A 20,560-nucleotide genomic window follows, 5' to 3' on the forward strand; every position below is an offset into this window, starting at 1 on the left:
CTGATCGTGCCGATCGCGATGGAAGAAAAGCTGCGCTTCGCCATCCGCGAAGGCGGCCGTACCGTCGGCGCAGGCATCGTCGCATCCATCGTCGAGTAATAAAGCAGGCGGCTGGGCCAAGGCCCGCAAATGAGTGATGGGGACGCCGGTGAATTCGGTGTCCCTCTCGATCTTTGAAACCGGTGGCCCGCCTCAGGTAACTAAAGCTAAAGACGTGTCTTTTAGAGAGACGCGCAGATAACAAACACAAGGATAAAGTCGAATGAACGGCCAGAATATCCGCATCCGCCTTAAGGCGTTCGATCATCGGATTCTCGACGCTTCCACGCGCGAGATCGTATCGACGGCTAAGCGCACCGGTGCCAGCGTCCGGGGCCCCGTTCCGCTTCCGACCCGTATCGAGAAGTTCACGGTTAACCGGTCCCCGCACATCGACAAGAAGAGCCGCGAGCAGTTCGAGATGCGCACGCACAAGCGCCTTCTCGACATCGTTGACCCGACCCCGCAGACGGTAGATGCGCTGATGAAGCTCGATCTCGCCGCCGGTGTCGATGTTGAGATCAAGCTCTGAGACCTTGGGTTCTCGAGCTGAATGAGAAGGATTGAACCGATGCGTTCAGGTGTGATTGCACAGAAGGTGGGAATGACGCGCGTCTACAATGACGCCGGCGAGCACGTCCCGGTTACCGTATTGCGTATGGAAAGCTGCCAGGTCGTGGCCCAGCGCACAGTTGAAAAGAATGGCTACACCGCAGTACAGCTCGGTGCCGGCCAGGCGAAAGTTAAGAACACGACGAAGGCCCTGCGCGGTCATTTCGCCGTCGCAAGTGTAGAGCCAAAGGCCAAGCTCGCAGAATTCCGTGTCACGGAAGACAATCTGCTCGACGTTGGCACCGAGCTCAGCGCGGGTCACTTCACGGCTGGTCAGCTCGTCGACGTGACCGGCACGACGGTTGGTAAGGGCTTTGCCGGCGCCATCAAGCGCCACGGTTTCGGCGGTCTGCGTGCCACGCACGGTGTGTCGGTTTCGCACCGCTCGCACGGTTCGACCGGCTCGCGCCAGGATCCGGGCAAGGTGTTCAAGAACAAGAAGATGGCTGGTCACATGGGCCAGACGCGCGTGACGACGCAGAACCTTGAAGTGGTATCGACCGATGAAGATCGCGGTCTGATCCTCGTCAAGGGCGCGGTTCCCGGCTCCAAGGGTGCCTGGATCATCGTGCGCGACGCCGTCAAGTCGGCATCGAAGTAAGGGAGCCAAACCAATGGAATTGAACGTCAAGACCCTCGAGGGCAAAGACGCTGGGAAGGTTTCCCTTTCTGATGCGATTTTCGGCCTCGAACCGCGTGAAGATATCATCGCACGCGTCATTCGCTGGCAGCTTGCCAAGAAGCGCCAGGGCACGCACAAGGCTAAGGGCCGCGCAGAAGTGTGGCGCACAGGCGCCAAGATGTACAAGCAGAAGGGTACGGGCCGCGCTCGTCACCATTCGGCTCGTGCTCCGCAGTTCCGCGGCGGTGGTAAGGCTCACGGCCCGGTCGTGCGCAGCCATGAACATGACCTGCCGAAGAAGGTTCGCGCCCTCGGCTTGCGTCTTGCTCTCTCCGCTAAGTTCAAGGCCGAGGATGTTATCATTCTCGACAGCCTCGTTGCCGCTGATGCCAAGACCAAGGTTCTGGCCGGCGCTTTCGAGACGCTGGGCCTGACCAATGCGCTCTTCATCGGTGGTGCCGAGCTCGACAGCAACTTCAAGCTCGCAGCCGCCAACATCCCGAATATCGATGTTCTGCCGGTTCAGGGCATCAATGTTTATGACATCCTGCGCCGCGGCAAGCTCGTCCTGTCCAAGGCTGCAGTTGAAGCTCTAGAGGAGCGATTCAAGTGACGGATCTTCGCCATTACGATGTGATCGTTTCTCCTGCGATCACCGAAAAGTCCACGCTGCTGTCGGACAATAACCAGGTTGTTTTCAACGTTGCCAAGACTGCGACGAAGCCAGAAATCAAGGCTGCCGTCGAAGCGCTGTTTGGCGTCAAGGTTACGGCCGTCAACACTCTGCTGCGCCTGGGCAAGACCAAGCGGTTTAAAGGTCTCGTCGGCAAGCAGAAGGACGTGAAGAAGGCTATCGTGACGCTCGCCGAAGGCCAGTCGATCGACGTCTCCACCGGTCTCTGAGGAATAAGAAAATGGCATTGAAAACATTCAATCCGACGACCCCGAGCCAGCGTCAGCTGGTCATCGTCGACCGGTCTTCGCTCTACAAGGGCAAGCCGGTCAAGGCCCTGACCGAAGGCCTGTCCTCCAAGGGCGGCCGCAACAACCTGGGCCGCATCACCGTGCGTTTCCAGGGCGGTGGTCACAAGCGCACCTATCGTCTGGTCGACTTCAAGCGTCGCAAGTTCGACGTCGAGGGCACTGTCGAGCGCATCGAATACGATCCGAACCGTACCGCTTACATCGCTCTGGTGAAGTACACGGACAGCGAACTGGCCTATATCATCGCTCCGCAGCGTCTCGCTGCCGGCGACAAGGTCATCGCTTCCGAGAAGGCCGTGGACGTGAAGCCGGGCAACACCATGCCGCTTCAGTTCATCCCGGTCGGCTCCATCATCCACAACGTGGAAATGAAGCCGGGCAAGGGCGGTCAGATCGCTCGCTCCGCCGGTTCCTACGCCCAGCTCGTTGGTCGTGACCAGGGCATGGCGATCCTTCGCCTGAACTCTGGCGAACAGCGCCTGGTGCATGGCACTTGCCTTGCAACGATCGGCGCGGTTTCGAACCCGGACCACGGCAACATCAACGACGGCAAGGCTGGTCGTTCGCGTTGGCGCGGTAAGAAGCCGCACGTCCGCGGTGTCGTCATGAACCCGGTCGACCATCCGCACGGCGGCGGTGAAGGCCGCACCTCCGGTGGTCGCCATCCGGTGACCCCATGGGGTAAGCCGACCAAGGGCAAGCGTACGCGGTCGAACAAGTCGACCGACAAGATGATCATGCGCTCGCGCCATCAGCGCAAGAAGTAAGAGAGGAAGTCTCAAGTGGCTCGTTCAGTATGGAAAGGTCCGTTTGTTGACGGCTATCTTCTCAAGAAGGCTGAGAAGGTGCGTGAAGGCGGACGTAACGAAGTGATCAAGATGTGGAGCCGTCGCTCCACCATCATGCCGCAGTTCGTTGGTCTCACCTTTGGTGTTTACAACGGCAGCAAGCATATTCCGGTCAGCGTCAATGAAGACATGGTCGGACACAAGTTCGGCGAGTTCGCCCCGACCCGTACCTATTATGGTCACGGTGCGGACAAGAAGGCGAAGAGGAAGTAATAATGGGCAAGGCAAAAACCGAACGCCGGCTGAAGGACAACGAGGCGCAGGCAATTGCGCGCACGCTCCGTGTCAGCCCGCAGAAGCTCAACCTGGTCGCGGCTTCGATCCGTGGCAAGAAGGTTGATCGCGCGCTCGCAGAGCTGGAATTCTCCCGCAAGCGTATCGCAGGCGCCGTCAAGAAGACGCTTGAATCTGCGATCGCCAATGCAGAGAACAACCACGATCTCGACGTTGACTCGCTCGTCGTAGCGGAAGCTTACGTCGGCAAGTCGATCGTCATGAAGCGTTTCCACGCTCGTGGCCGTGGCCGTGCGTCTCGCATCGAGCGTCCGTTCGCGCATCTGACGATTGTCGTTCGTGAAGTGGAAGCTCAAGGGGAGGTCGCATAATGGGTCAGAAAATCAATCCAATCGGTTTTCGTCTTGGCATCAACCGTACCTGGGATAGCCGCTGGTTCGCGGACAATGCCGAGTATGGCCAGCTTCTCCACGAAGACCTGAAGATGCGTAAGTTCGTCATGAACGAACTGAAGCAGGCTGGTATCTCCAAGGTGGTCATCGAGCGTCCGCACAAGAAGTGCCGCGTCACGATCCACTCGGCTCGTCCGGGCCTGATCATCGGCAAGAAGGGCGCTGACATCGACAAGCTCCGCAAGAAGCTGTCGGACATGACGAATTCCGAAACGCACCTCAACATCGTTGAAGTGCGCAAGCCGGAAATCGACGCGACGCTGGTTGCTCAGTCGATCGCTCAGCAGCTCGAGCGCCGTGTTGCTTTCCGTCGCGCCATGAAGCGCGCCGTTCAGTCCGCGATGCGTCTTGGCGCCGAAGGCATCAAGATCACCTGCGCCGGCCGTCTCGGCGGTGCTGAAATCGCTCGTACGGAATGGTACCGCGAAGGTCGCGTGCCGCTGCATACGCTGCGCGCCGACATCGACTACGGTACGGCTGAAGCAGAAACCGCTTTCGGCATCTGCGGCATCAAGGTTTGGATCTTCAAGGGCGAAATCCTTGAGCACGATCCGATGGCCTCCGAACGCCGTGCGATGGAAGGCGACGCCCAGGGTCCGGCTAGCCGTGATCGCGATAGAGACCGTCGCCGCGACAACGCTTGATAGCGTGCGTGGCAGATAAGTTCGGAGAATAGGAAAATGTTGCAGCCAAAGCGTACGAAGTACCGCAAGCAATTCAAGGGCCGCATCAAGGGCGTTGCCAAGGGTGGTTCTGATCTGGCGTTCGGCGAATTCGGCCTGAAGTCGCAGGAGCCTAACCGCGTCAACGCTCGTGAGATCGAAGCGGCTCGCCGCGCGATCACCCGTCATATGAAGCGTGCCGGTCGTGTATGGATCCGCGTGTTCCCGGATGTTCCGGTAACCAAGAAGCCGACCGAAGTCCGTATGGGTAAGGGTAAGGGCTCCGTCGAATACTGGGCATGCAAGGTCAAGCCCGGCCGTATGATGTTCGAGATCGATGGTGTGAGCGAAGAAATCGCTCGTGAGGCTCTGCGCCTTGGTTCCGCCAAGCTCTCGGTCAAGACGCGCTTCGTGCAGCGCATTGCAGAGTAAGGAAGAAGCTCATGAAAGCCGCAGATGTTCGCGCCCTGAGCGCCGACCAACTCAAGGACGAGCTTGCCAAGCTGAAGAAGGAGCAGTTCAACCTGCGCTTTCAGAAGGCGACCGGCCAGCTTGAGAAGTCCTCGCGCATCAACGAAGTCCGCAAGGACATCGCTCGCGTAAAAACCATTGCCCGCCAGAAGGCGGCAGAAGCAAAGGCCTAAAGGAAAAATAACATGCCGAAGCGCATTCTGCAGGGCGTCGTGGTCAGCGACAAGAACGAGAAGACGGTAGTAGTCCGCGTGGAGCGTCGTTTCGCTCACCCGCTGCTCCAGAAGACTGTTCGTCGTTCCAAGAAGTACAAGGCTCACGACGAGAATAATCAGTACAAAATCGGTGACACCGTTTCCATCGAGGAATGCGCGCCGATCTCCAAGGACAAGACCTGGACGGTCGTTTCCGCCCAGGCCAAGTAACAGAATTTCGCTCAGGCCCTTGCGCTTGGGCGAAATATCTGTATGAAGCACGAGCTTGGAAGCAGGACGCTCGAGTACGAGCGTTCTTTTGCTTTATTGATGGCCGGCGAAGATGACCCTGGTGGTCCCGAGCGCTGGAGAAATCAGACAAGAGACTAGTCCATAAGCCGGGGTAGGGGGTCGTTAGGCCCAACCATTCCGGTAACAACAAGAAGGCGACCTGACATGATTCAGATGCAAACAAACCTCGACGTGGCGGATAATTCCGGCGCACGTCGTGTCATGTGCATCAAGGTGCTGGGCGGCTCGAAGCGCAAGTATGCCTCGATCGGCGACGTCATCGTCGTTTCGATCAAGGAAGCTATTCCGCGCGGCCGTGTGAAGAAGGGTGACGTGATGAAAGCGGTTGTTGTTCGCACCGCCAAGGACATCCGTCGTCCGGATGGCAGCGTCATCCGCTTCGATACCAACGCAGCAGTCCTCATCGACAACAAGAAAGAGCCGATCGGCACCCGTATCTTCGGACCGGTTCCGCGCGAACTTCGCGCCAAGAACCACATGAAGATCATCTCGCTGGCTCCAGAAGTACTGTAAGGAGCGGAGCGATGCAAAAGATCCGTAAAGGCGACAAGGTTGTCGTATTGGCCGGCAAGGACAAGGGCCGCACCGGCGAAGTCATTCAAGTAATGCCGAAGGAAGACCGTGCGGTCGTCCGTGGCGTCAACGTCATCAAGCGCCACCAGCGCCAGACGCAGACCCAGGAAGCTGGCATTATCAGCAAGGAAGCCTCGCTTCACCTGTCCAACCTGGCGATCGTCGACAAGGACGGTAAGCCGACCCGCGTCGGTTTCAAGGTTGTAGAAGGCAAGAAGGTCCGCGTGGCCAAGACCTCGGGAGAAGTGATCGATGGCTGAGGTAAAATACGAGCCGCGGCTCAAGAAGGAATACGGCACCCGCATCCGCGCGGCCATGCAGGAGAAGTTCTCCTACGCCAACGAGATGCAGATCCCGAAGCTTGATAAGATCGTGATCAACATGGGCGTGGGTGAGGCAACGGCTGATTCGAAGAAGCCGACCGTTGCTGCTGCCGACCTCGCGGCGATCGCTGGTCAGAAGCCGGTCATCACGCACGCGCGCAATTCCATCGCTGGCTTCAAGGTCCGCGAGAATATGCCGATCGGCGCCAAGGTGACGCTGCGCGGCGCCCGCATGTATGAGTTCCTGGATCGCCTGGTCAACATCGCGCTTCCGCGCGTTCGCGACTTCCGCGGCCTGAACCCGAAGAGCTTTGACGGTCGTGGCAATTTTGCCATGGGCATCAAGGAACACATTGTGTTCCCTGAGATCAACTACGACAAGGTTGATCAGATGTGGGGCATGGACATCATCGTTTGCACGACGGCGAACACGGACGACGAAGCGCGGGCTCTTTTGACAGAGTTCAACTTCCCGTTCCGTCAATAACCGTAACGACGAGCGTAGAAAAGGAACCCTGATATGGCGAAGACAAGCGCAGTTGAAAAGAACAAGCGCCGCCGCAATACGGTTGCCACCCAGGCCGCGAAGCGTGCTGCTCTGAAGGCAATCATCATGAACCAGTCTCTTTCGATCGAAGACCGGTTCAAGGCCACACTGAAGCTGGCATCGCTCCCGCGCGATGGATCGAAGACCCGTATTCGCAATCGCTGCGAAGTTTCGGGCCGTCCGCGCGCCTACTACCGCAAACTGCGCATGTCGCGTATCGCGCTGCGTGAACTCGGCAATTTCGGCAAGGTGCCGGGCATTGTCAAGTCGAGCTGGTAAGGAGCAGATTAGATGACTATGACTGATCCTTTGGGCGATATGCTCACCCGCATCCGCAATGGCGCTTCGCGTCGCAAGTCGTCGGTTTCGACGCCTGCGTCCAAGCTCCGTGCACGCGTTCTCGATGTTCTGCAGGCTGAAGGCTACATCCGTGGCTACTCCGTCGTCGATTTCGGCAATGGCAAGTCTGAACTCAGCATCGAGCTGAAATACTACGAAGGCACATCGGTGATCCGCGAGATCGGCCGTGTGTCCAAGCCGGGCCGCCGAGTTTATGTCTCGGTTAAGTCCATTCCGCAGGTCGCGAACGGTCTCGGCATCACCATCCTTTCGACTCCGAAGGGTGTGATGGCCGATCACCAGGCTCGTGAACAGAATGTTGGTGGCGAGGTTCTCTGCTCGGTCTTCTAAGATCGGACAGAGATCTCCTTCGAAACAGACAGGTTTGAACAAATGTCTCGTATCGGTAAAAAGCCCGTTCAGGTGCCTGCAGGGATCACGGCCTCGGTTGATGGCCAAAAAGTGACTGCCAAGGGCCCCAAGGGTGAGCTGTTTTTCGTCGCTAACGACGAAATCGGTCTCAAGCTGGAAAACAATGCAATCGTCGTAACGCCGATTAACGACTCGAAGGATGCTCGCGCAAAGTGGGGCATGTCCCGCACGATGATCGAGAACATCTTCAAGGGTGTTAAGGACGGCTACGAGCGCAAGCTCGAAATCAACGGCGTCGGCTACCGTGCCTCCATGCAGGGCAAGAACCTGCAGCTCGCGCTCGGCTTCAGCCACGACGTGGTTTATGAGCCGCCGCAGGGTATTTCGATCGCTGTGCCGAAGCCGACGGAAATCGTCGTCACCGGCATCAACAAGCAGCAGGTCGGCCAGGTTGCCGCAGAAATCCGCGAATACCGCGGTCCTGAGCCCTACAAGGGCAAGGGTGTTAAGTACGCTGACGAGCGGATCGTCCGCAAAGAAGGCAAGAAGAAGTAAGGATCACGCGAAATGGCTAGCAGGAAAGAAGCACTTGCGCGTCGCGCCAACCGCGTGCGCCGTCAAATCAAGGCGGTGGCCAATGGCCGTCCGCGCCTGTCGGTTCATCGCTCGTCAAAGAACATCTACGCCCAGGTCATCGATGACGCGGCTGGCAAGACCCTTGCGGCTGCCTCCACGCTCGACAAGGATCTGCGCGGTTCTCTGAAGACCGGTGCCGATACCGCCGCCGCAGCCCTGGTTGGCAAGCTCGTTGCCGAGCGCGCCTCCAAGGCCGGCGTGAAGGAAGTCGTGTTCGATCGCGGCGCCTTCATCTATCACGGCCGCATCAAGGCTCTCGCCGATGCGGCTCGCGAAGGCGGCCTGACCTTCTAATCAAGTTTCCGGCCGGTATCCGATAGGGCGCCGGCCGGATTTCACCGGACCGCAAATCTCCGTTTGGAGGTTGATGCGGTCTTTGTTGTTTGCCGATTGCACCCGGAAAAGAAAAAGGAAGAGGACAATGGCACAGGAAAAGAGGGGCTCGCGGGATGACCGTCAGAGCCGTGACGAGCGCGATAGCGAATTCGTCGACAAGCTGGTCGCGATCAACCGCGTCGCCAAGGTTGTAAAGGGTGGCCGCCGCTTCGGTTTCGCCGCTCTCGTCGTCGTCGGTGACCAGAAGGGCCGCGTTGGCTTCGGTCATGGCAAGGCACGCGAAGTGCCGGAAGCCATCCGCAAGGCCACCGAAAGCGCCAAGCGCGACCTGATCTTCGTACCGCTGCGCGACGGTCGTACGCTGCATCACGACGTCCATGGCCGTCATGGCGCCGGCAAGGTTCTGCTGCGCTCGGCCAAGGTCGGTACCGGTATCATCGCCGGCGGTCCGATGCGCGCCGTTTTCGAAACGCTCGGCGTTCATGACGTCGTTGCCAAGTCGACCGGTTCGTCGAACCCGTACAACATGGTTCGCGCCACGTTCGACGCCCTGAAGCACCAGGTTCATCCGAAGGACATCGCAGCTCAGCGCGGCATCAAGTATGCCACCCTGCAGGCTCGTCGTACCGCTTCGGGCAACGCCTCCGAAGAATAAGGGAGTTTGACCTATGGCCAAGACGACCAAGAAGGCTGAAGCCAAGACCGTTACGGTCGAGCAGGTTGGCAGCCCGATCCGCCGTCCGGACGTTCAGCAGAAGACGCTGATCGGTCTCGGACTGAACAAGATGCACCGTCGCCGCACGCTGGAAGATACCCCGGCCGTTCGTGGCATGATCCGTGCTGTCCAGCATCTCGTTCGCGTTGTCGACGAGAAGTGAGCCGGAGGTAATTCGCTATGAAATTGAATGAGATCAAGGATAACGAAGGCTCGACCCACAGCCGCAAGCGCCTCGGCCGCGGCATCGGCTCCGGCTCCGGCAAGACCGGCGGTCGTGGTGTGAAGGGTCAGAAGTCCCGTTCGGGCGTTGCGATCAACGGCTTCGAAGGTGGTCAGATGCCCATCTATCGTCGCCTGCCGAAGCGCGGCTTCACCAACATCTTCGCCGCCGATTACGTTGTCGTATCGCTGGCTCGCATCCAGGCTGCCGTCGATGCCGGCAAGCTCGATGCCAAGAAGACCGTTGATGCCGCTGCCCTCAAGGCTGCGGGCGTGATTCGCCGCGTCAAGGATGGCGTTCGCGTTCTCTCGGACGGCGAGCTGAAGGCGAAGATTACGCTTGAAGTTGCAGGCGCTTCCAAGCCGGCGGTCGAAAAGATCGAAAAGGCTGGCGGCTCCATCAAGCTGCTCGCTTCTGCCGCAGAATAATATTATCAATAATCGCCCGGGGTGCTTCACTTCGGGCGATTTTGCTCCCATATGTGAGCCTCACGAACCTGAACGATGCGCCAGTATCTTTCCGGGGAATAACGGGAACCAAGGGTGAGGCGCCCGATTGCAATGCAATCCGTCCGAAGCCCGGCTTTTGAACAATTTACATACTGATTCCGGGCCCGGCCGATTATGCCGGAATTGGTAGTGCGGAGATTTGCATGGCTTCTGCAGCGGAACAATTGGCGTCCAATCTCAATTTTTCGACCTTCGCCAAAGCCGAGGATCTCAAGAAACGCTTGTGGTTCACGCTTGGCGCTCTTCTCGTCTACCGACTCGGCACCCACATTCCGCTTCCCGGCCTCAATCCTGCCGCTTACGCCCAGGCTTTCCAGAATCAGTCGGGCGGTATCCTTGGCCTGTTCAACATGTTCTCGGGCGGTGCCGTGCAGCGCATGGCGATCTTTGCGCTCGGCATCATGCCTTATATTTCGGCCTCGATCATCGTTCAGCTGATGACGTCGGTCGTGCCTTCGCTTGAGAACCTGAAGAAGGAAGGCGAGCAGGGCCGTAAGATCATCAACCAGTACACCCGCTACGGTACGGTGCTGCTCGGCGCATTGCAGGCTTATGGTATTGCGATCGGCCTTGAGCACGGCAACGGCGTCGTCATAGATCCAGGCTGGTTCTTCCGTCTTTCGACCGTCGTCACGCTGCTCGGCGGTACGATGTTCCTGATGTGGCTCGGCGAGCAGGTTACCTCGCGCGGCATCGGCAACGGTATTTCGCTGATCATCTTCGCGGGCATCGCAGCCGGTCTGCCGACGGCACTTGCCGGTACGCTCGAACTCGGCCGAACCGGCGCTCTGTCGACCGGTCTCATTCTCGCCGTGCTCGTCGTCGCCGTTCTGGTCATTGCGCTCATCGTTTTCGTCGAGCGTGCGCAGCGTCGTCTGCTGATCCAGTATCCGAAGCGACAGGTCGGCACGCGCATGTTCCAGGGCGATACGTCGCACCTGCCGCTGAAGCTGAACACATCTGGTGTTATCCCGGCGATCTTTGCCTCGTCGCTGCTGCTTTTGCCGGCAACCATCGCCGGTCTCGGCAACAACACGGCGCTGCCGACCTGGGTCACCTCGATCGTCGCGGCCCTCGGTCACGGCCAGCCGCTTTACATGGTGCTCTATGCCGGCCTGATCGCCTTCTTCGCCTTCTTCTATACCGCACTGGTCTTCAACCCGAAGGACACGGCGGACAACTTGAAGAAGCACGGCGGCTTCATTCCCGGAATTCGTCCGGGCGAGCGCACCGCCGAGTATATCGATTACGTGCTGACCCGTATCACGGTCATCGGCGCGATCTACCTCGTCTTCGTCTGCATTCTGCCCGAAATTCTCGTGTCCCAGACCGGTATTCCCTTGTCTCTGGGTGGCACTTCGCTTCTGATCGTGGTTAGCGTAACGCTGGATACGGTGGCGCAGATTCAGGGTCACCTGATTGCACAGCAATATGAAGGCCTGATCAAGAAATCGAAGTTGCGTGGAGGAAAGAGGGGGCGATGAGACTCATACTTTTAGGGCCGCCGGGAGCAGGTAAGGGGACCCAGGCCCAGCGTATCGTGGAAAAGCACGGTATTCCGCAGCTTTCCACAGGCGATATGCTGCGGGCTGCGGTGGCGGCTGAGACTGAAGTTGGCAAGCGTGCCAAGGCCGTCATGGACGCCGGCAAGCTTGTTTCCGACGAGATTGTCAATGCCATCGTTTCCGAGCGCATCGATCAACCGGATTGCGCCAGGGGTTTCATTCTTGACGGTTTCCCGCGCACTCTGGTGCAAGCGGATGCCACCGAGCGGATGCTGCAGGCCAAGGGTCTGGAACTTTCCGTTGTCATCGAGCTCAAGGTTGATGATGCCGAACTGATTCGCCGCGTCTCCGGCCGTTATTCTTGCTCGAACTGCGGCAGTGTCTATCATGACACCGACAAGGTTCCGGCGACGGCTGGTGTCTGCGACAAATGCGGCTCGACGCATTTCAAGCGCCGGCCGGATGACAATGCCGAGACCATGGCAACCCGTCTCCAAGTCTACTACAAGGAGACCTCGCCGCTGATCGGCTACTACTACGCCAAGGGCAAGCTGCAGAGCATCGACGGCATGGCCGATATCGAGCATGTGACTGACAGCATCGAAGGTATCCTGGCTAAGCTTTAGATAGCTTAAAATAAACTTGCCGGAGCGGTTGCTTTTTTGCGCTGATTCCGCTAAACACCGCGCCAACTCGCGACATGCTATGCGATCGGCGCGGATTTCCATCGGGAAGTCCGGGTACGGTCGTTTTGACATGTTGCGGACTCAATCGAACAAGCAGCTCCCGGGCTGCATAACAAGACCCTTTGCCCTAAGGCAAAAGGAATGCAAGGAGAACAGGCGTGGCTCGTATCGCTGGCGTCAACATCCCGACTGCAAAGCGCGTAGTTATTGCGCTTCGCTACATTCACGGGATCGGACCGAAGTTTGCACAGGAAATCTGCGAGAAGGTCGGTATTCCGGCCGAGCGTCGCGTCAATCAGTTGACGGATGCTGAAGTTCTGCAGATCCGCGAAACCATCGACCGTGACTATCAGGTCGAAGGTGACCTGCGTCGCGACACTGCGATGAACATCAAGCGTCTGATGGACCTGGGCAGCTACCGCGGCCTGCGTCATCGTCGCGGCTTGCCGGTTCGCGGCCAGCGCACGCACACCAATGCTCGTACCCGCAAGGGTCCGGCAAAGGCGATTGCTGGTAAGAAGAAGTAATTTCCGGGCAACCGGATGTGGGAGGCTGGCGGTCCGCCGGCCTCTTTTGAGTTTGGAGCGGCGCCCCACGGGTGTCGCTTCGGTGTAGCCGCTGGGATTACGGCGGTGCAGAGATCCAAGAAAGGACTAACATGGCCAAGGAAGCCGTCCGCGTTCGCCGTCGCGAGCGCAAGAATATTTCGTCGGGCGTCGCACACGTCAACTCGACCTTCAACAACACGATGATCACCATCACCGACGCACAGGGCAACGCGATTGCCTGGTCGTCTGCTGGTGCCAAGGGCTTCAAGGGTTCGCGCAAGTCGACCCCGTTCGCTGCCCAGATCGCTGCTGAAGACTGCGCCAAGAAGGCTCAGGAACATGGCATGAAGTCGCTGGAAGTTGAAGTTTGCGGCCCGGGCTCCGGTCGTGAATCCGCTCTGCGCGCGCTCCAGGCTGCCGGTTTCATGATCACGTCCATCCGCGACGTGACCCCGATCCCGCACAATGGTTGCCGCCCGCGCAAGAAGCGTCGCGTCTGATCATCGCCACTCTCGACACCGGCCGGGGCAGATGCGCCCGGCCTGGTGTTTCTCAAGCTCGGTTGCCACGATTGGATGGTGGCAACGAACGGAAGGCAAAAACATGATTCAGAAAAACTGGCAGGAACTGATCAAGCCGAACAAGGTCGAGTTCACCTCGAGCGGCCGCACTAAGGCAACGCTCGTGGCCGAACCGCTGGAGCGTGGCTTCGGTCTCACCCTCGGCAACGCGCTTCGTCGCGTTCTGCTGTCCTCTCTGCGTGGCGCCGCTGTGACGGCCGTGCAGATCGACGGCGTGCTGCATGAGTTCTCCTCTATCCCGGGCGTCCGGGAAGACGTGACGGACATCGTGCTGAACATCAAGGAAATCGCCATCAAGATGGATGGCGATGATGCCAAGCGCATGGTCGTCCGCAAGCAGGGCCCAGGCGTAGTAACGGCTGGCGACATCCAGACGGTCGGCGATATCGAAATCCTCAACCCCGAGCATGTTATCTGCACGCTCGACGAGGGCGCCGAAATCCGCATGGAATTCACCGTCAACAACGGCAAGGGCTATGTCCCGGCCGAGCGCAATCGTGCGGAAGATGCTCCGATTGGTCTCATCCCGGTCGACAGCCTCTATTCGCCGGTCAAGAAGGTGTCCTACAAGGTTGAAAACACCCGTGAAGGACAGGTTCTCGACTACGACAAGCTGAGCATGTCGCTCGAAACCGATGGTTCGATCAGCGGTGAAGATGCTGTCGCTTTCGCGGCTCGCATCCTGCAGGATCAGCTTGGCGTGTTCGTCAACTTCGACGAGCCGCAGAAGGAAACCGAAGAGGAAGCAGTTACCGAACTCGCTTTCAACCCGGCTCTCCTCAAGAAGGTGGACGAACTGGAACTGTCCGTTCGCTCGGCAAATTGCCTGAAGAACGACAACATCGTCTATATCGGCGACCTCATTCAGAAGACCGAAGCAGAAATGCTCCGCACGCCGAATTTTGGTCGCAAGTCGCTGAACGAAATCAAGGAAGTTCTCGCTTCCATGGGTCTGCACCTCGGCATGGAAGTGCCGGCATGGCCGCCTGAGAACATCGAAGATCTCGCCAAGCGATACGAAGACCAATACTAAGGCCGCAAGCGCTCCTTGGAGCGCTTTAAGCTGGCCTTAGCATCTTTAAACAGCGCATGCACCTTTCGCTCCGCCGGGAATTGGAGCGGGGCATGCGCCCAACAAACTGCAGGTGAACGATGCCTGCAAGTGAAGGAGAATAGCAATGCGCCACGGTAAAGCCGGCCGCAAGCTGAACAGAACCGCTAGCCACCGTAAGGCGATGTTCGCCAACATGGCAGCTTCGCTCATCACGCATGAGCAGATCGTCACCACGCTTCCGAAGGCGAAGGAAATTCGTCCGATCGTTGAGAAGCTGGTTACCCTCGGCAAGCGCGGCGACCTGCACGCTCGTCGTCAGGCCATCTCGCAGATCCGCGACGCCGTTGTCGTCGCCAAGCTGTTCGATGCGATCGCAACGCGCTACGCCACCCGCAACGGCGGCTACCTGCGTATCATGAAGGCCGGCTTCCGCCAGGGCGACAATGCCGCTCTCGCAGTCGTCGAATTCGTCGATCGTGACACCTCTGCCAAGGGCGCAGCCGACAAGGCTCGCGTTGCTGCCGAGGAAGAAGCTGCAGCCGCTTAAGGCAAGCTTCGAATAAAAGATCGAGGGCCGGATGAGCGATCATCCGGCCTTTTGGCGTTTGGAGTTTTACCGGAAGCTGCGTCGCCCGACGGCTCATGCTCTTCAGCTGCAGGGATGACAATTGGACATGCGGCGGCAATTCATGCGCAGAAGGATTTCGCTGCTTCTGGCCCTGTTGCTGACAATCGCCAGCGGCCTTGCGCTCCGGCGATTTGGGTATGCGGCCAATCTTCCCTTTGCCGTCGTCAAATATGGCGGTTCGATATTGTGGGGAGCGATGGTCTATTGGCTGCTGGCCACGATATTCGTCTCCAGCAGGCCATTCAGGATTGCCGCGGTGGCATTGATCGTGGCGGTGGCAGTCGAACTCTTCAGGCTCTGGCATACGCCCACACTTGACGCGTTTCGATTGACCACTGCGGGAGCCCTGTTGCTGGGAAGGGTGTTCTCGCTTTGGAATATTGCGGCCTATGCCACTGGGATAGCTGCGGCCCTGGCGCTTGATCGCATCCTGTCGGCGTCGAAACGCACGATCTGATATTTTCGGCAAAACCTGACAACAGCGCGCGGCATCGCTGATGCTGGATGAGCGATCATCCGGCGGTTTGCCGTTTGCTGCATGCGCGGAAGTTCAGGAGCGCAGGAGCTTCCGCTATTCCGCGGCCACGGCTTGTCGCCGCGAGGGTTCGCTGCGGTGAAGATAGACGGCGAATGTGTCCCAAGGTGGCGAGATGGAGAGCTGCGTCAGCAGCCGGCCAATCTCGCCCCTGTGATACCCTCCGTGAATGACGACCTGGGTGAGCATTTCCTGACGCGACATGCAGCCCCTATCTCCGTCGGTGAATACGAACGGCAGAGATTCTGCCAGCAGGTCGGAACTGACCGTTTCGAGATATCGCAGATACCATTGATCCGATGCAACGACTGCGGCGCGAAGTTCCGCTAGAGACGGCGTGTCGGGCGTATTATCAGCCGTGAAGCCATGCTCTTGCCCGGTGAGATGCGCCGCGAATATCCGGCCGACGACATGGGAATGGTTCATCAACCGTATCGCCATGTGGCGCTCCTTGCCATGCTGTGCGGGATCGAGATGACCGATACTGTCGAGCAGTTCCTCATTCGCCCAGGCCTGATAGCTGAAAAGAGTGCTTAGCAACGACAGTTCGCTCATGATGAATCTACCCTTTGGTTGTCCCGGAAAATGCGAGTAATGTGTGCATATTTTCCGAGAGCAGGGCGTACATGTCTACTCGCATTAAAAAGCCGGGATCGCCGATGCGAAAAGAGCCGAGCCAGGCGCGTTCCCGGGCGACGGTCGAAGCAATCATCGAAGCAGGTGCTCGCGTTTTGGGCGACCGCGGATGGGCGGGGTTCACGACCAATGCCGTCGCAGTGGTCGCCGGGATAAGCATTGGCTCGCTCTACCAGTATTTTCCCGACAAGCTTTCTTTGGTCGAGGCCATTCGTCGTCACCACTTCGATGAGGTTCTGGCTGTCATGCGGAGGGCGACGGCCGGCGAACTGCCGTTAGCGGAGAGTGCCGAAGCTCTCGTTCAAGGCATGATCGATGCTCATAACGTCAATCCCGAGCTTCACAGGGTGCTCCTGGATGAAGCGCCGGGGCATGATGGTTCGAGGTTGGCCCATGACGCCTTCCTGACGGAGTATCACAGTCATTACAGGAGTTTTGTCGCCGTGCATCGTAACGGCCACGGCGGTCCAGCCAACGATGTTCTTGCGCAGCTGCTGTCCGGTGCGGTCGAGGGTGTGATCCATAGTGCGGCCCGAAAGCGTGCGCTCGGGTCGCCGGAGCTGAAGCAGGAGTTGATCAGGATGATCTGTTCCTATCTGCGCAGCGCCGACTAGCCCCGGTATGATCCGCCCGTCGCTGCGCGCATAGCTGCGTTTCGCATTTTAGATGGCAATATGCGCCCATATGCTTTGAATCCTAATTAGTTCAGTGCTAATAGATTGCTATGAAATCGTTTAACGCCCTGCAACGCATCTTCACCGCAAACCTGCTGTCAACCGGCCGCCAATGGCGTCGGGTCGTCGACCTCGCGCTGAGTTCCTACGGCTTGTCGGAGGCCGCGGCGGCACCACTGCTGTGGATCGGCCGTCTGGGAGGAGGTATCCGGCAGGTGGTTCTCGCCACCTATGTCGGCATTGAGGGTCCGTCCCTGGTTCGGCTGCTTGATCAGCTCGAAAGTATGGGCCTCGTCATCCGCAAGGATGATCCGACGGATCGCCGCGCGAAAGGTCTGTGGCTGACAGCGGAAGGCGAGGCGCTTGCCTCCCGCATGGAGGACGCGCTCGACGAACTGCGTGGCAGGATCCTCGCCAATGTCGACCGGGCCGATATCGAAGCTGCCATCCGCGTCCTGAAGGCCTTCGAGGAGTTCGAGGCGCCGCGGACTGTCGATGCCGAGCAGGAGCGGGAGAAGGTCTTATGAGCATTCCATCCTGGCGGGACTGGCTATTTTCAGTCAAGGCGTTCATCGCGGCCATCATGGCGCTATTCATTGCGTTGTCGCTGGACCTTCCGCGCCCTTACTGGGCCATGGCTGCCGTCTACGTCGTTGCCAATCCTCTTGCCGGCGCAACGAGCTCGAAGGCGCTCTATCGCGCTCTGGGCACGCTTATCGGCGCCTGTGCCTCGGTGATCTTCGTTCCGCTCCTGGTCAATGCGCCGGAATTGCTCTCCGTCGTCGTGGCGCTCTGGACCGGGATCCTGCTGTTCATCGCGATGCTCGACCGTACGTCGCGCAGTTATGTCTTCATGCTCGCCGCCTATTCGCTGCCGCTGATCGCGCTGCCGACCGTCGGTTCGCCCGAAACCGTATTTGATGTAGCGCTTGCCCGCTCCGAGGAGATCATCATCGGCATCGTTTGCGCAAGCGTCGTCAGTTCCATCATCTTCCCGAGCAGCGTCGGAACCGTGCTGGGGCGGCGCATCAGCTCCTGGCTCGACGATGCCGGCACCTGGGCCGATGAAATCCTGCGCGGCGAGGGCGCTGCACCCGCGACCCCGCTGAAGCGGCAGAAACTTGCCGCCGACGTCTCCGGCCTCGACCTCGTCATCAGCCAACTCAAATATGATGCGGGCAGCCGCGATATCGTCAGGCATTCCCGTGAGCTGCGCGGTCGTCTGTTGATGTTGCTGCCGCTCTTCTCGTCGCTTGCCGATCGCCTGCATGCGCTGAAGGCGGGCGAAAAGCCGCTGCCTCAGGAGCTTGCCACGGTCCTGAACGAAGTCGCCGATTGGCTGGGGCAGGGCGGCCGCGGCAAGGCCGACGATACCGCGGATGCCTTGTCCAAAAAGATCGAGGAGTTGCAGCAGAACGACCTTGATCTCGGCTGGGACGATCTCGTCCGGTCGAGCGCTCTGGCTCGGCTGAAGGAAATCGTCGATCTCTGGCAGGATTGCCTGACGTTGCGCGACCAGATCGTTTCAGGGCAGCAGGTTGGCGCCTGGCGGCCCGCCTTCCGGCACCGCAACGTCGTCGGGCACAGCAGGCACTATGACTATGCCATGCTTGCCTTCTCGGCCGGTGCGGTCGTGGTCGGTATCGCCGTCGCCTGCTTCTTCTGGATCTATTCCGGATGGGAGGATGGCGCCGGTTTCGTCACCATGGCGGCCGTCGCCTGTTCGTTTTTTGCCTCGCTCGATCGTCCCGCGCCCTTCATTACCTCCATGTTCATCTGGAGCGCGATGAGCCTGGTGATCGCCTGCCTCTATATCTTCGCCATATTGCCCTCCATCTCCGGCTTCGAGATGCTGGTGCTGGTCTTCGCGCCGCCCTTCCTGGTGATGGGTCTTTTGATCCCACGGCCGCAGACGAACCTGCTTGCCATGCTGCTGGCGGTGAACGGCGCGACCTTCATAGCCCTACAGGATCGCTACACCGCCGATTTCGCCAGTTTCACCAACAGCGCCATCGCCGCATTGGCAGGCATCGGCTTCGCGCTCGTCTGGACTCTTGTCACCCGTCCGTTCGGCTCCGAACTCACCGCATGGCGACTGGTGCGGGCCGGCTGGACCGACCTTGCCGAAACGGCGGCCGGCATTCGCCGCGCCGACCATGAGCGCCTGTCCGGCCGCATTCTCGATCGGCTCGGCCAGCTCGTGCCGCGCCTTGCCGGCATTGAGGACCGCGAGCTGAAGAAGGTCGACGGCTACGCCGATGTCCGGCTCGGCTTCAATGTGCTGATGCTGCAGAAGGAGCGTGTGCAACTGAATTCCGCCGCTGCCGCGTCCGTCAGCGAAGTCCTGATCGGCGTATCCGATTTCTATCGGTCGCGGCTGAAGGCCAAGCGTGCCATCGATCCGTCCGACGAGTTGCGCGTATCGATCGATCGCGGTCTCGAAGCGGTTGCGCAGAACAAGCGCGAGCTTGGCCGGGCCAGCCTCGATGCCCTCGTGGGACTTCGCCGCGCGCTCTTCCCGCATGCCGAGCCGCCGGCGAGCTGGCAACTGCCAATATCGGACACGTCTCAACCTCTTCCCATTGCCGCCGAGTAATATCATGCCCGCAGAATTCGATCTCTATGGCGTCTACATTCCACGCCTTCTCGTGCTCATGCTCGTGACGCTGTTTGTCGTCATCGTTCTTCGACGCCTGCTTGCATGGGCTGGAGCCTACACTCTGGTCTGGCATCGCGGCCTCTTCGATCTCGCACTTTACGTCCTGCTGCTCGGCGCCGTCTCCTCTGTCTCCCGTTGGTACTTCACATGAACACGCTAAAACTCATCGGCCGTGTGGCCGTCACTCTCATCTTCGTCGTCGCTGCCGTCTATGTCGGCCGCCAGCTCTGGGGCCATTACATGGACGAGCCCTGGACGCGCGACGCGCGTCTGCGCGCCGATGTCGTCGGCATTGCGCCTGACGTTTCCGGTCTTGTCAGCGAGGTCATGGTCAAGGACAACCAGACCGTCAAGAAGGGCGATCTCCTCTTTCGCGTCGATCGTGATCGCTTCGCCATCGCGCTCGAACAAGCGGATGCGGCTCTGGCAAGCAGCAAGGCCGCTCTCGATCAGGCCAGCCGCGAAAGCCAGCGGCAGGCGCGTCTCGGCGATGCGGCCTCGCTCCAGCAGAAGGAGCAGGCGCAGACGACCGAACAGCAGGACGAAGCCTCTCTCCGTCAGGCAACGGCCAATCGCGAGCTCGCCCAGCTCAACCTTGACCGCTCCGAAGTCCGCGCCACAGTCAACGGCACGATCTCAAACTTGAGCCTGCGTCCAGGTGACTATGTCTCGGCAGGGACCGCCAAGGTGGCGCTGATCGATACCGATTCTCTGCGGGTCGAAGGCTATTTCGAGGAAACCAAGCTGCCGCGCATCCATGTCGGCGATGAAGTCTCCATCCACCTGATGGGCCAGGCCGAGAAGCTGACCGGTCATGTCGAAAGCATCGCCTACGGCATCGAGGACCGCGAGCGCACCTCCGGCAGCCTGCTTGCCAATATCACCCCGACTTTCAGCTGGGTGCGCCTGGCGCAGCGCGTGCCGGTGCGCATCGCGCTTGACAAGGTGCCCGATGGCACGAAGCTGATTGCCGGCCTGACGGCAACCGTCGAGGTGCAGGAACAGGGCAAGGCCAAGATCGCCAGCGCTGCGGAATGAACATCGCGTGAAA

Annotated in this window: 34 protein-coding genes and 1 pseudogene; 34 read left to right on the top strand and 1 reads right to left on the bottom strand. The window is 59.4% G+C overall.

Features of this window, described 5'->3' with window-relative positions; genetic code table 11:
• The 29 genes and pseudogenes from FHT29_RS11410 to FHT29_RS11550 all read left to right on the top strand — a co-directional run.
• Window positions 1–99, top strand: a pseudogene (locus FHT29_RS11410) (elongation factor Tu); the annotation flags it as partial.
• 163 nt (window positions 100–262) lie between these two features.
• Window positions 263–571 (top strand): 30S ribosomal protein S10, encoded by a 309-nt coding sequence (rpsJ, locus tag FHT29_RS11415; protein ID WP_003547547.1) that lies wholly within the window; start codon window positions 263–265, stop codon window positions 569–571.
• Between the two features lie 39 nt (window positions 572–610).
• Window positions 611–1,252 carry a 50S ribosomal protein L3 gene (rplC, locus tag FHT29_RS11420; RefSeq protein ID WP_037199976.1) on the top strand — a complete coding sequence of 214 codons (642 nt, stop codon included), beginning with the start codon at window positions 611–613 and terminating at the stop codon, window positions 1,250–1,252.
• A 13-nt stretch (window positions 1,253–1,265) separates the two neighbouring features.
• Entirely contained in the window at window positions 1,266–1,886 is a 621-nt protein-coding gene (rplD, locus tag FHT29_RS11425; RefSeq protein WP_037199975.1) for a 50S ribosomal protein L4, read from the top strand.
• A complete protein-coding gene (locus FHT29_RS11430; RefSeq protein ID WP_007690755.1) occupies window positions 1,883–2,176 on the top strand; it encodes a 50S ribosomal protein L23 in 294 nt (97 codons plus the stop codon). Before rplD ends, FHT29_RS11430 begins: the two co-directional genes overlap by 4 nt.
• A gap of 11 nt (window positions 2,177–2,187) precedes the next feature.
• Window positions 2,188–3,024, top strand: a complete 837-nt coding sequence (rplB, locus tag FHT29_RS11435; protein WP_037199972.1) for a 50S ribosomal protein L2 — start codon at window positions 2,188–2,190, stop codon at window positions 3,022–3,024.
• A 15-nt stretch (window positions 3,025–3,039) separates the two neighbouring features.
• Complete coding sequence (rpsS, locus tag FHT29_RS11440) at window positions 3,040–3,318, top strand: 30S ribosomal protein S19 (RefSeq protein ID WP_037199970.1); 279 nt, start codon at window positions 3,040–3,042, stop codon at window positions 3,316–3,318.
• Between the two features lie 2 nt (window positions 3,319–3,320).
• Complete coding sequence (rplV, locus tag FHT29_RS11445; RefSeq protein ID WP_034507393.1) at window positions 3,321–3,710, top strand: 50S ribosomal protein L22; 390 nt, start codon at window positions 3,321–3,323, stop codon at window positions 3,708–3,710.
• Window positions 3,710–4,435, top strand: coding sequence for a 30S ribosomal protein S3 (rpsC, locus tag FHT29_RS11450; RefSeq protein ID WP_034507390.1), 726 nt, complete (start codon window positions 3,710–3,712; stop codon window positions 4,433–4,435). Before rplV ends, rpsC begins: the two co-directional genes overlap by 1 nt.
• 36 nt (window positions 4,436–4,471) lie before the next feature.
• Entirely contained in the window at window positions 4,472–4,885 is a 414-nt protein-coding gene (rplP, locus tag FHT29_RS11455) for a 50S ribosomal protein L16 (RefSeq protein ID WP_034507389.1), read from the top strand.
• Window positions 4,886–4,896: 11 nt separating this feature from the next.
• On the top strand, window positions 4,897–5,097 hold the full coding sequence (gene rpmC, locus FHT29_RS11460; RefSeq protein WP_007690763.1) for a 50S ribosomal protein L29: 201 nt from the start codon (window positions 4,897–4,899) through the stop codon (window positions 5,095–5,097).
• Window positions 5,098–5,109: 12 nt separating this feature from the next.
• Complete coding sequence (rpsQ, locus tag FHT29_RS11465) at window positions 5,110–5,349, top strand: 30S ribosomal protein S17 (RefSeq protein ID WP_034507387.1); 240 nt, start codon at window positions 5,110–5,112, stop codon at window positions 5,347–5,349.
• Window positions 5,350–5,574: 225 nt separating this feature from the next.
• Complete coding sequence (gene rplN / locus FHT29_RS11470) at window positions 5,575–5,943, top strand: 50S ribosomal protein L14 (RefSeq protein WP_003573790.1); 369 nt, start codon at window positions 5,575–5,577, stop codon at window positions 5,941–5,943.
• A gap of 11 nt (window positions 5,944–5,954) precedes the next feature.
• Complete coding sequence (gene rplX / locus FHT29_RS11475) at window positions 5,955–6,263, top strand: 50S ribosomal protein L24 (protein WP_007690770.1); 309 nt, start codon at window positions 5,955–5,957, stop codon at window positions 6,261–6,263.
• A complete protein-coding gene (gene rplE / locus FHT29_RS11480; RefSeq protein WP_037199965.1) occupies window positions 6,256–6,813 on the top strand; it encodes a 50S ribosomal protein L5 in 558 nt (185 codons plus the stop codon). Before rplX ends, rplE begins: the two co-directional genes overlap by 8 nt.
• 33 nt (window positions 6,814–6,846) lie before the next feature.
• A complete protein-coding gene (rpsN, locus tag FHT29_RS11485; RefSeq protein WP_034507383.1) occupies window positions 6,847–7,152 on the top strand; it encodes a 30S ribosomal protein S14 in 306 nt (101 codons plus the stop codon).
• A 12-nt stretch (window positions 7,153–7,164) separates the two neighbouring features.
• Window positions 7,165–7,563: a 30S ribosomal protein S8 gene (rpsH, locus tag FHT29_RS11490; RefSeq protein ID WP_034507380.1), complete on the top strand. Its 399-nt coding sequence runs from the start codon at window positions 7,165–7,167 to the stop codon at window positions 7,561–7,563.
• Window positions 7,564–7,605: 42 nt separating this feature from the next.
• A complete protein-coding gene (rplF, locus tag FHT29_RS11495; protein WP_037199963.1) occupies window positions 7,606–8,139 on the top strand; it encodes a 50S ribosomal protein L6 in 534 nt (177 codons plus the stop codon).
• Between the two features lie 12 nt (window positions 8,140–8,151).
• A complete protein-coding gene (gene rplR / locus FHT29_RS11500; RefSeq protein ID WP_034507377.1) occupies window positions 8,152–8,514 on the top strand; it encodes a 50S ribosomal protein L18 in 363 nt (120 codons plus the stop codon).
• Window positions 8,515–8,641: 127 nt separating this feature from the next.
• Window positions 8,642–9,211 (top strand): 30S ribosomal protein S5, encoded by a 570-nt coding sequence (gene rpsE, locus FHT29_RS11505; RefSeq protein ID WP_034507374.1) that lies wholly within the window; start codon window positions 8,642–8,644, stop codon window positions 9,209–9,211.
• Between the two features lie 13 nt (window positions 9,212–9,224).
• On the top strand, window positions 9,225–9,434 hold the full coding sequence (gene rpmD, locus FHT29_RS11510) for a 50S ribosomal protein L30 (protein ID WP_034507370.1): 210 nt from the start codon (window positions 9,225–9,227) through the stop codon (window positions 9,432–9,434).
• A gap of 17 nt (window positions 9,435–9,451) precedes the next feature.
• Window positions 9,452–9,922, top strand: a complete 471-nt coding sequence (gene rplO, locus FHT29_RS11515) for a 50S ribosomal protein L15 (RefSeq protein ID WP_034507368.1) — start codon at window positions 9,452–9,454, stop codon at window positions 9,920–9,922.
• A 224-nt stretch (window positions 9,923–10,146) separates the two neighbouring features.
• A complete protein-coding gene (secY, locus tag FHT29_RS11520; RefSeq protein WP_034507365.1) occupies window positions 10,147–11,487 on the top strand; it encodes a preprotein translocase subunit SecY in 1,341 nt (446 codons plus the stop codon).
• Entirely contained in the window at window positions 11,484–12,134 is a 651-nt protein-coding gene (locus FHT29_RS11525; protein ID WP_037199961.1) for an adenylate kinase, read from the top strand. Before secY ends, FHT29_RS11525 begins: the two co-directional genes overlap by 4 nt.
• Window positions 12,135–12,352: 218 nt before the next feature.
• Entirely contained in the window at window positions 12,353–12,721 is a 369-nt protein-coding gene (gene rpsM, locus FHT29_RS11530) for a 30S ribosomal protein S13 (protein ID WP_015339612.1), read from the top strand.
• A gap of 131 nt (window positions 12,722–12,852) precedes the next feature.
• Window positions 12,853–13,242, top strand: a complete 390-nt coding sequence (gene rpsK / locus FHT29_RS11535) for a 30S ribosomal protein S11 (protein ID WP_003547577.1) — start codon at window positions 12,853–12,855, stop codon at window positions 13,240–13,242.
• 103 nt (window positions 13,243–13,345) lie between these two features.
• Entirely contained in the window at window positions 13,346–14,356 is a 1,011-nt protein-coding gene (locus FHT29_RS11540) for a DNA-directed RNA polymerase subunit alpha (protein ID WP_034507362.1), read from the top strand.
• Between the two features lie 145 nt (window positions 14,357–14,501).
• On the top strand, window positions 14,502–14,924 hold the full coding sequence (gene rplQ, locus FHT29_RS11545) for a 50S ribosomal protein L17 (RefSeq protein ID WP_007690793.1): 423 nt from the start codon (window positions 14,502–14,504) through the stop codon (window positions 14,922–14,924).
• Between the two features lie 142 nt (window positions 14,925–15,066).
• Window positions 15,067–15,462, top strand: coding sequence for a DUF2809 domain-containing protein (locus FHT29_RS11550; protein ID WP_246703025.1), 396 nt, complete (start codon window positions 15,067–15,069; stop codon window positions 15,460–15,462).
• A 114-nt stretch (window positions 15,463–15,576) separates the two neighbouring features.
• On the opposite strand, the gene FHT29_RS11555 is transcribed toward FHT29_RS11550, so the two are convergent.
• Window positions 15,577–16,095: a DinB family protein gene (locus tag FHT29_RS11555; RefSeq protein ID WP_168595768.1), complete on the bottom strand. Its 519-nt coding sequence runs from the start codon at window positions 16,093–16,095 to the stop codon at window positions 15,577–15,579.
• A 71-nt stretch (window positions 16,096–16,166) separates the two neighbouring features.
• Here FHT29_RS11555 and FHT29_RS11560 point away from each other — a divergent pair, with 71 nt between their 5' ends.
• The 5 genes from FHT29_RS11560 to FHT29_RS11580 all read left to right on the top strand — a co-directional run bounded on the left by FHT29_RS11560 (window position 16,167) and on the right by FHT29_RS11580 (window position 20,547).
• Entirely contained in the window at window positions 16,167–16,790 is a 624-nt protein-coding gene (locus tag FHT29_RS11560; protein WP_047557900.1) for a TetR/AcrR family transcriptional regulator, read from the top strand.
• 110 nt (window positions 16,791–16,900) lie between these two features.
• Window positions 16,901–17,377, top strand: a complete 477-nt coding sequence (locus tag FHT29_RS11565) for a MarR family transcriptional regulator (RefSeq protein WP_037199955.1) — start codon at window positions 16,901–16,903, stop codon at window positions 17,375–17,377.
• A complete protein-coding gene (locus tag FHT29_RS11570) occupies window positions 17,374–19,446 on the top strand; it encodes an FUSC family protein (RefSeq protein WP_168599688.1) in 2,073 nt (690 codons plus the stop codon). Before FHT29_RS11565 ends, FHT29_RS11570 begins: the two co-directional genes overlap by 4 nt.
• Before the next feature lie 4 nt (window positions 19,447–19,450).
• Window positions 19,451–19,660, top strand: coding sequence for a DUF1656 domain-containing protein (locus FHT29_RS11575; RefSeq protein ID WP_037199953.1), 210 nt, complete (start codon window positions 19,451–19,453; stop codon window positions 19,658–19,660).
• The gene (locus FHT29_RS11580) at window positions 19,657–20,547 is read left to right on the top strand and encodes an HlyD family secretion protein (protein WP_047557893.1); all 891 of its coding nucleotides are present in this window, start codon (window positions 19,657–19,659) and stop codon (window positions 20,545–20,547) included. The genes FHT29_RS11575 and FHT29_RS11580 overlap by 4 nt, the downstream gene beginning before the upstream one ends.
• Window positions 20,548–20,560: the final 13 nt, after the last annotated feature.

This window comes from Rhizobium sp. SG741, from assembly GCF_012275435.1.
GTDB lineage: Bacteria > Pseudomonadota > Alphaproteobacteria > Rhizobiales > Rhizobiaceae > Rhizobium > Rhizobium lusitanum.

Excerpts from the sequence above, each read along its gene's own strand:
- rpsJ (WP_003547547.1), top strand. The coding sequence starts at position 263 with ATGAACGGCCAGAATATCCGCATCCGCCTTAAGGCGTTCGATCATCGG.
- rplC (WP_037199976.1), top strand. The coding sequence starts at position 611 with ATGCGTTCAGGTGTGATTGCACAGAAGGTGGGAATGACGCGCGTCTAC.
- rplD (WP_037199975.1), top strand. The coding sequence starts at position 1,266 with ATGGAATTGAACGTCAAGACCCTCGAGGGCAAAGACGCTGGGAAGGTT.
- rplB (WP_037199972.1), top strand. The coding sequence starts at position 2,188 with ATGGCATTGAAAACATTCAATCCGACGACCCCGAGCCAGCGTCAGCTG.
- rplV (WP_034507393.1), top strand. The coding sequence starts at position 3,321 with ATGGGCAAGGCAAAAACCGAACGCCGGCTGAAGGACAACGAGGCGCAG.
- rpsC (WP_034507390.1), top strand. The coding sequence starts at position 3,710 with ATGGGTCAGAAAATCAATCCAATCGGTTTTCGTCTTGGCATCAACCGT.
- rplP (WP_034507389.1), top strand. The coding sequence starts at position 4,472 with ATGTTGCAGCCAAAGCGTACGAAGTACCGCAAGCAATTCAAGGGCCGC.
- rpmC (WP_007690763.1), top strand. The coding sequence starts at position 4,897 with ATGAAAGCCGCAGATGTTCGCGCCCTGAGCGCCGACCAACTCAAGGAC.
- rpsQ (WP_034507387.1), top strand. The coding sequence starts at position 5,110 with ATGCCGAAGCGCATTCTGCAGGGCGTCGTGGTCAGCGACAAGAACGAG.
- rplN (WP_003573790.1), top strand. The coding sequence starts at position 5,575 with ATGATTCAGATGCAAACAAACCTCGACGTGGCGGATAATTCCGGCGCA.
- rplX (WP_007690770.1), top strand. The coding sequence starts at position 5,955 with ATGCAAAAGATCCGTAAAGGCGACAAGGTTGTCGTATTGGCCGGCAAG.
- rplE (WP_037199965.1), top strand. The coding sequence starts at position 6,256 with ATGGCTGAGGTAAAATACGAGCCGCGGCTCAAGAAGGAATACGGCACC.
- rpsN (WP_034507383.1), top strand. The coding sequence starts at position 6,847 with ATGGCGAAGACAAGCGCAGTTGAAAAGAACAAGCGCCGCCGCAATACG.
- rpsH (WP_034507380.1), top strand. The coding sequence starts at position 7,165 with ATGACTATGACTGATCCTTTGGGCGATATGCTCACCCGCATCCGCAAT.
- rplF (WP_037199963.1), top strand. The coding sequence starts at position 7,606 with ATGTCTCGTATCGGTAAAAAGCCCGTTCAGGTGCCTGCAGGGATCACG.
- rplR (WP_034507377.1), top strand. The coding sequence starts at position 8,152 with ATGGCTAGCAGGAAAGAAGCACTTGCGCGTCGCGCCAACCGCGTGCGC.
- rpsE (WP_034507374.1), top strand. The coding sequence starts at position 8,642 with ATGGCACAGGAAAAGAGGGGCTCGCGGGATGACCGTCAGAGCCGTGAC.
- rpmD (WP_034507370.1), top strand. The coding sequence starts at position 9,225 with ATGGCCAAGACGACCAAGAAGGCTGAAGCCAAGACCGTTACGGTCGAG.
- rplO (WP_034507368.1), top strand. The coding sequence starts at position 9,452 with ATGAAATTGAATGAGATCAAGGATAACGAAGGCTCGACCCACAGCCGC.
- secY (WP_034507365.1), top strand. The coding sequence starts at position 10,147 with ATGGCTTCTGCAGCGGAACAATTGGCGTCCAATCTCAATTTTTCGACC.
- FHT29_RS11525 (WP_037199961.1), top strand. The coding sequence starts at position 11,484 with ATGAGACTCATACTTTTAGGGCCGCCGGGAGCAGGTAAGGGGACCCAG.
- rpsK (WP_003547577.1), top strand. The coding sequence starts at position 12,853 with ATGGCCAAGGAAGCCGTCCGCGTTCGCCGTCGCGAGCGCAAGAATATT.
- FHT29_RS11540 (WP_034507362.1), top strand. The coding sequence starts at position 13,346 with ATGATTCAGAAAAACTGGCAGGAACTGATCAAGCCGAACAAGGTCGAG.
- rplQ (WP_007690793.1), top strand. The coding sequence starts at position 14,502 with ATGCGCCACGGTAAAGCCGGCCGCAAGCTGAACAGAACCGCTAGCCAC.
- FHT29_RS11550 (WP_246703025.1), top strand. The coding sequence starts at position 15,067 with ATGCGCAGAAGGATTTCGCTGCTTCTGGCCCTGTTGCTGACAATCGCC.
- FHT29_RS11555 (WP_168595768.1), bottom strand. The coding sequence starts at position 16,095 with ATGAGCGAACTGTCGTTGCTAAGCACTCTTTTCAGCTATCAGGCCTGG.
- FHT29_RS11560 (WP_047557900.1), top strand. The coding sequence starts at position 16,167 with ATGTCTACTCGCATTAAAAAGCCGGGATCGCCGATGCGAAAAGAGCCG.
- FHT29_RS11565 (WP_037199955.1), top strand. The coding sequence starts at position 16,901 with ATGAAATCGTTTAACGCCCTGCAACGCATCTTCACCGCAAACCTGCTG.
- FHT29_RS11570 (WP_168599688.1), top strand. The coding sequence starts at position 17,374 with ATGAGCATTCCATCCTGGCGGGACTGGCTATTTTCAGTCAAGGCGTTC.
- FHT29_RS11575 (WP_037199953.1), top strand. The coding sequence starts at position 19,451 with ATGCCCGCAGAATTCGATCTCTATGGCGTCTACATTCCACGCCTTCTC.
- FHT29_RS11580 (WP_047557893.1), top strand. The coding sequence starts at position 19,657 with ATGAACACGCTAAAACTCATCGGCCGTGTGGCCGTCACTCTCATCTTC.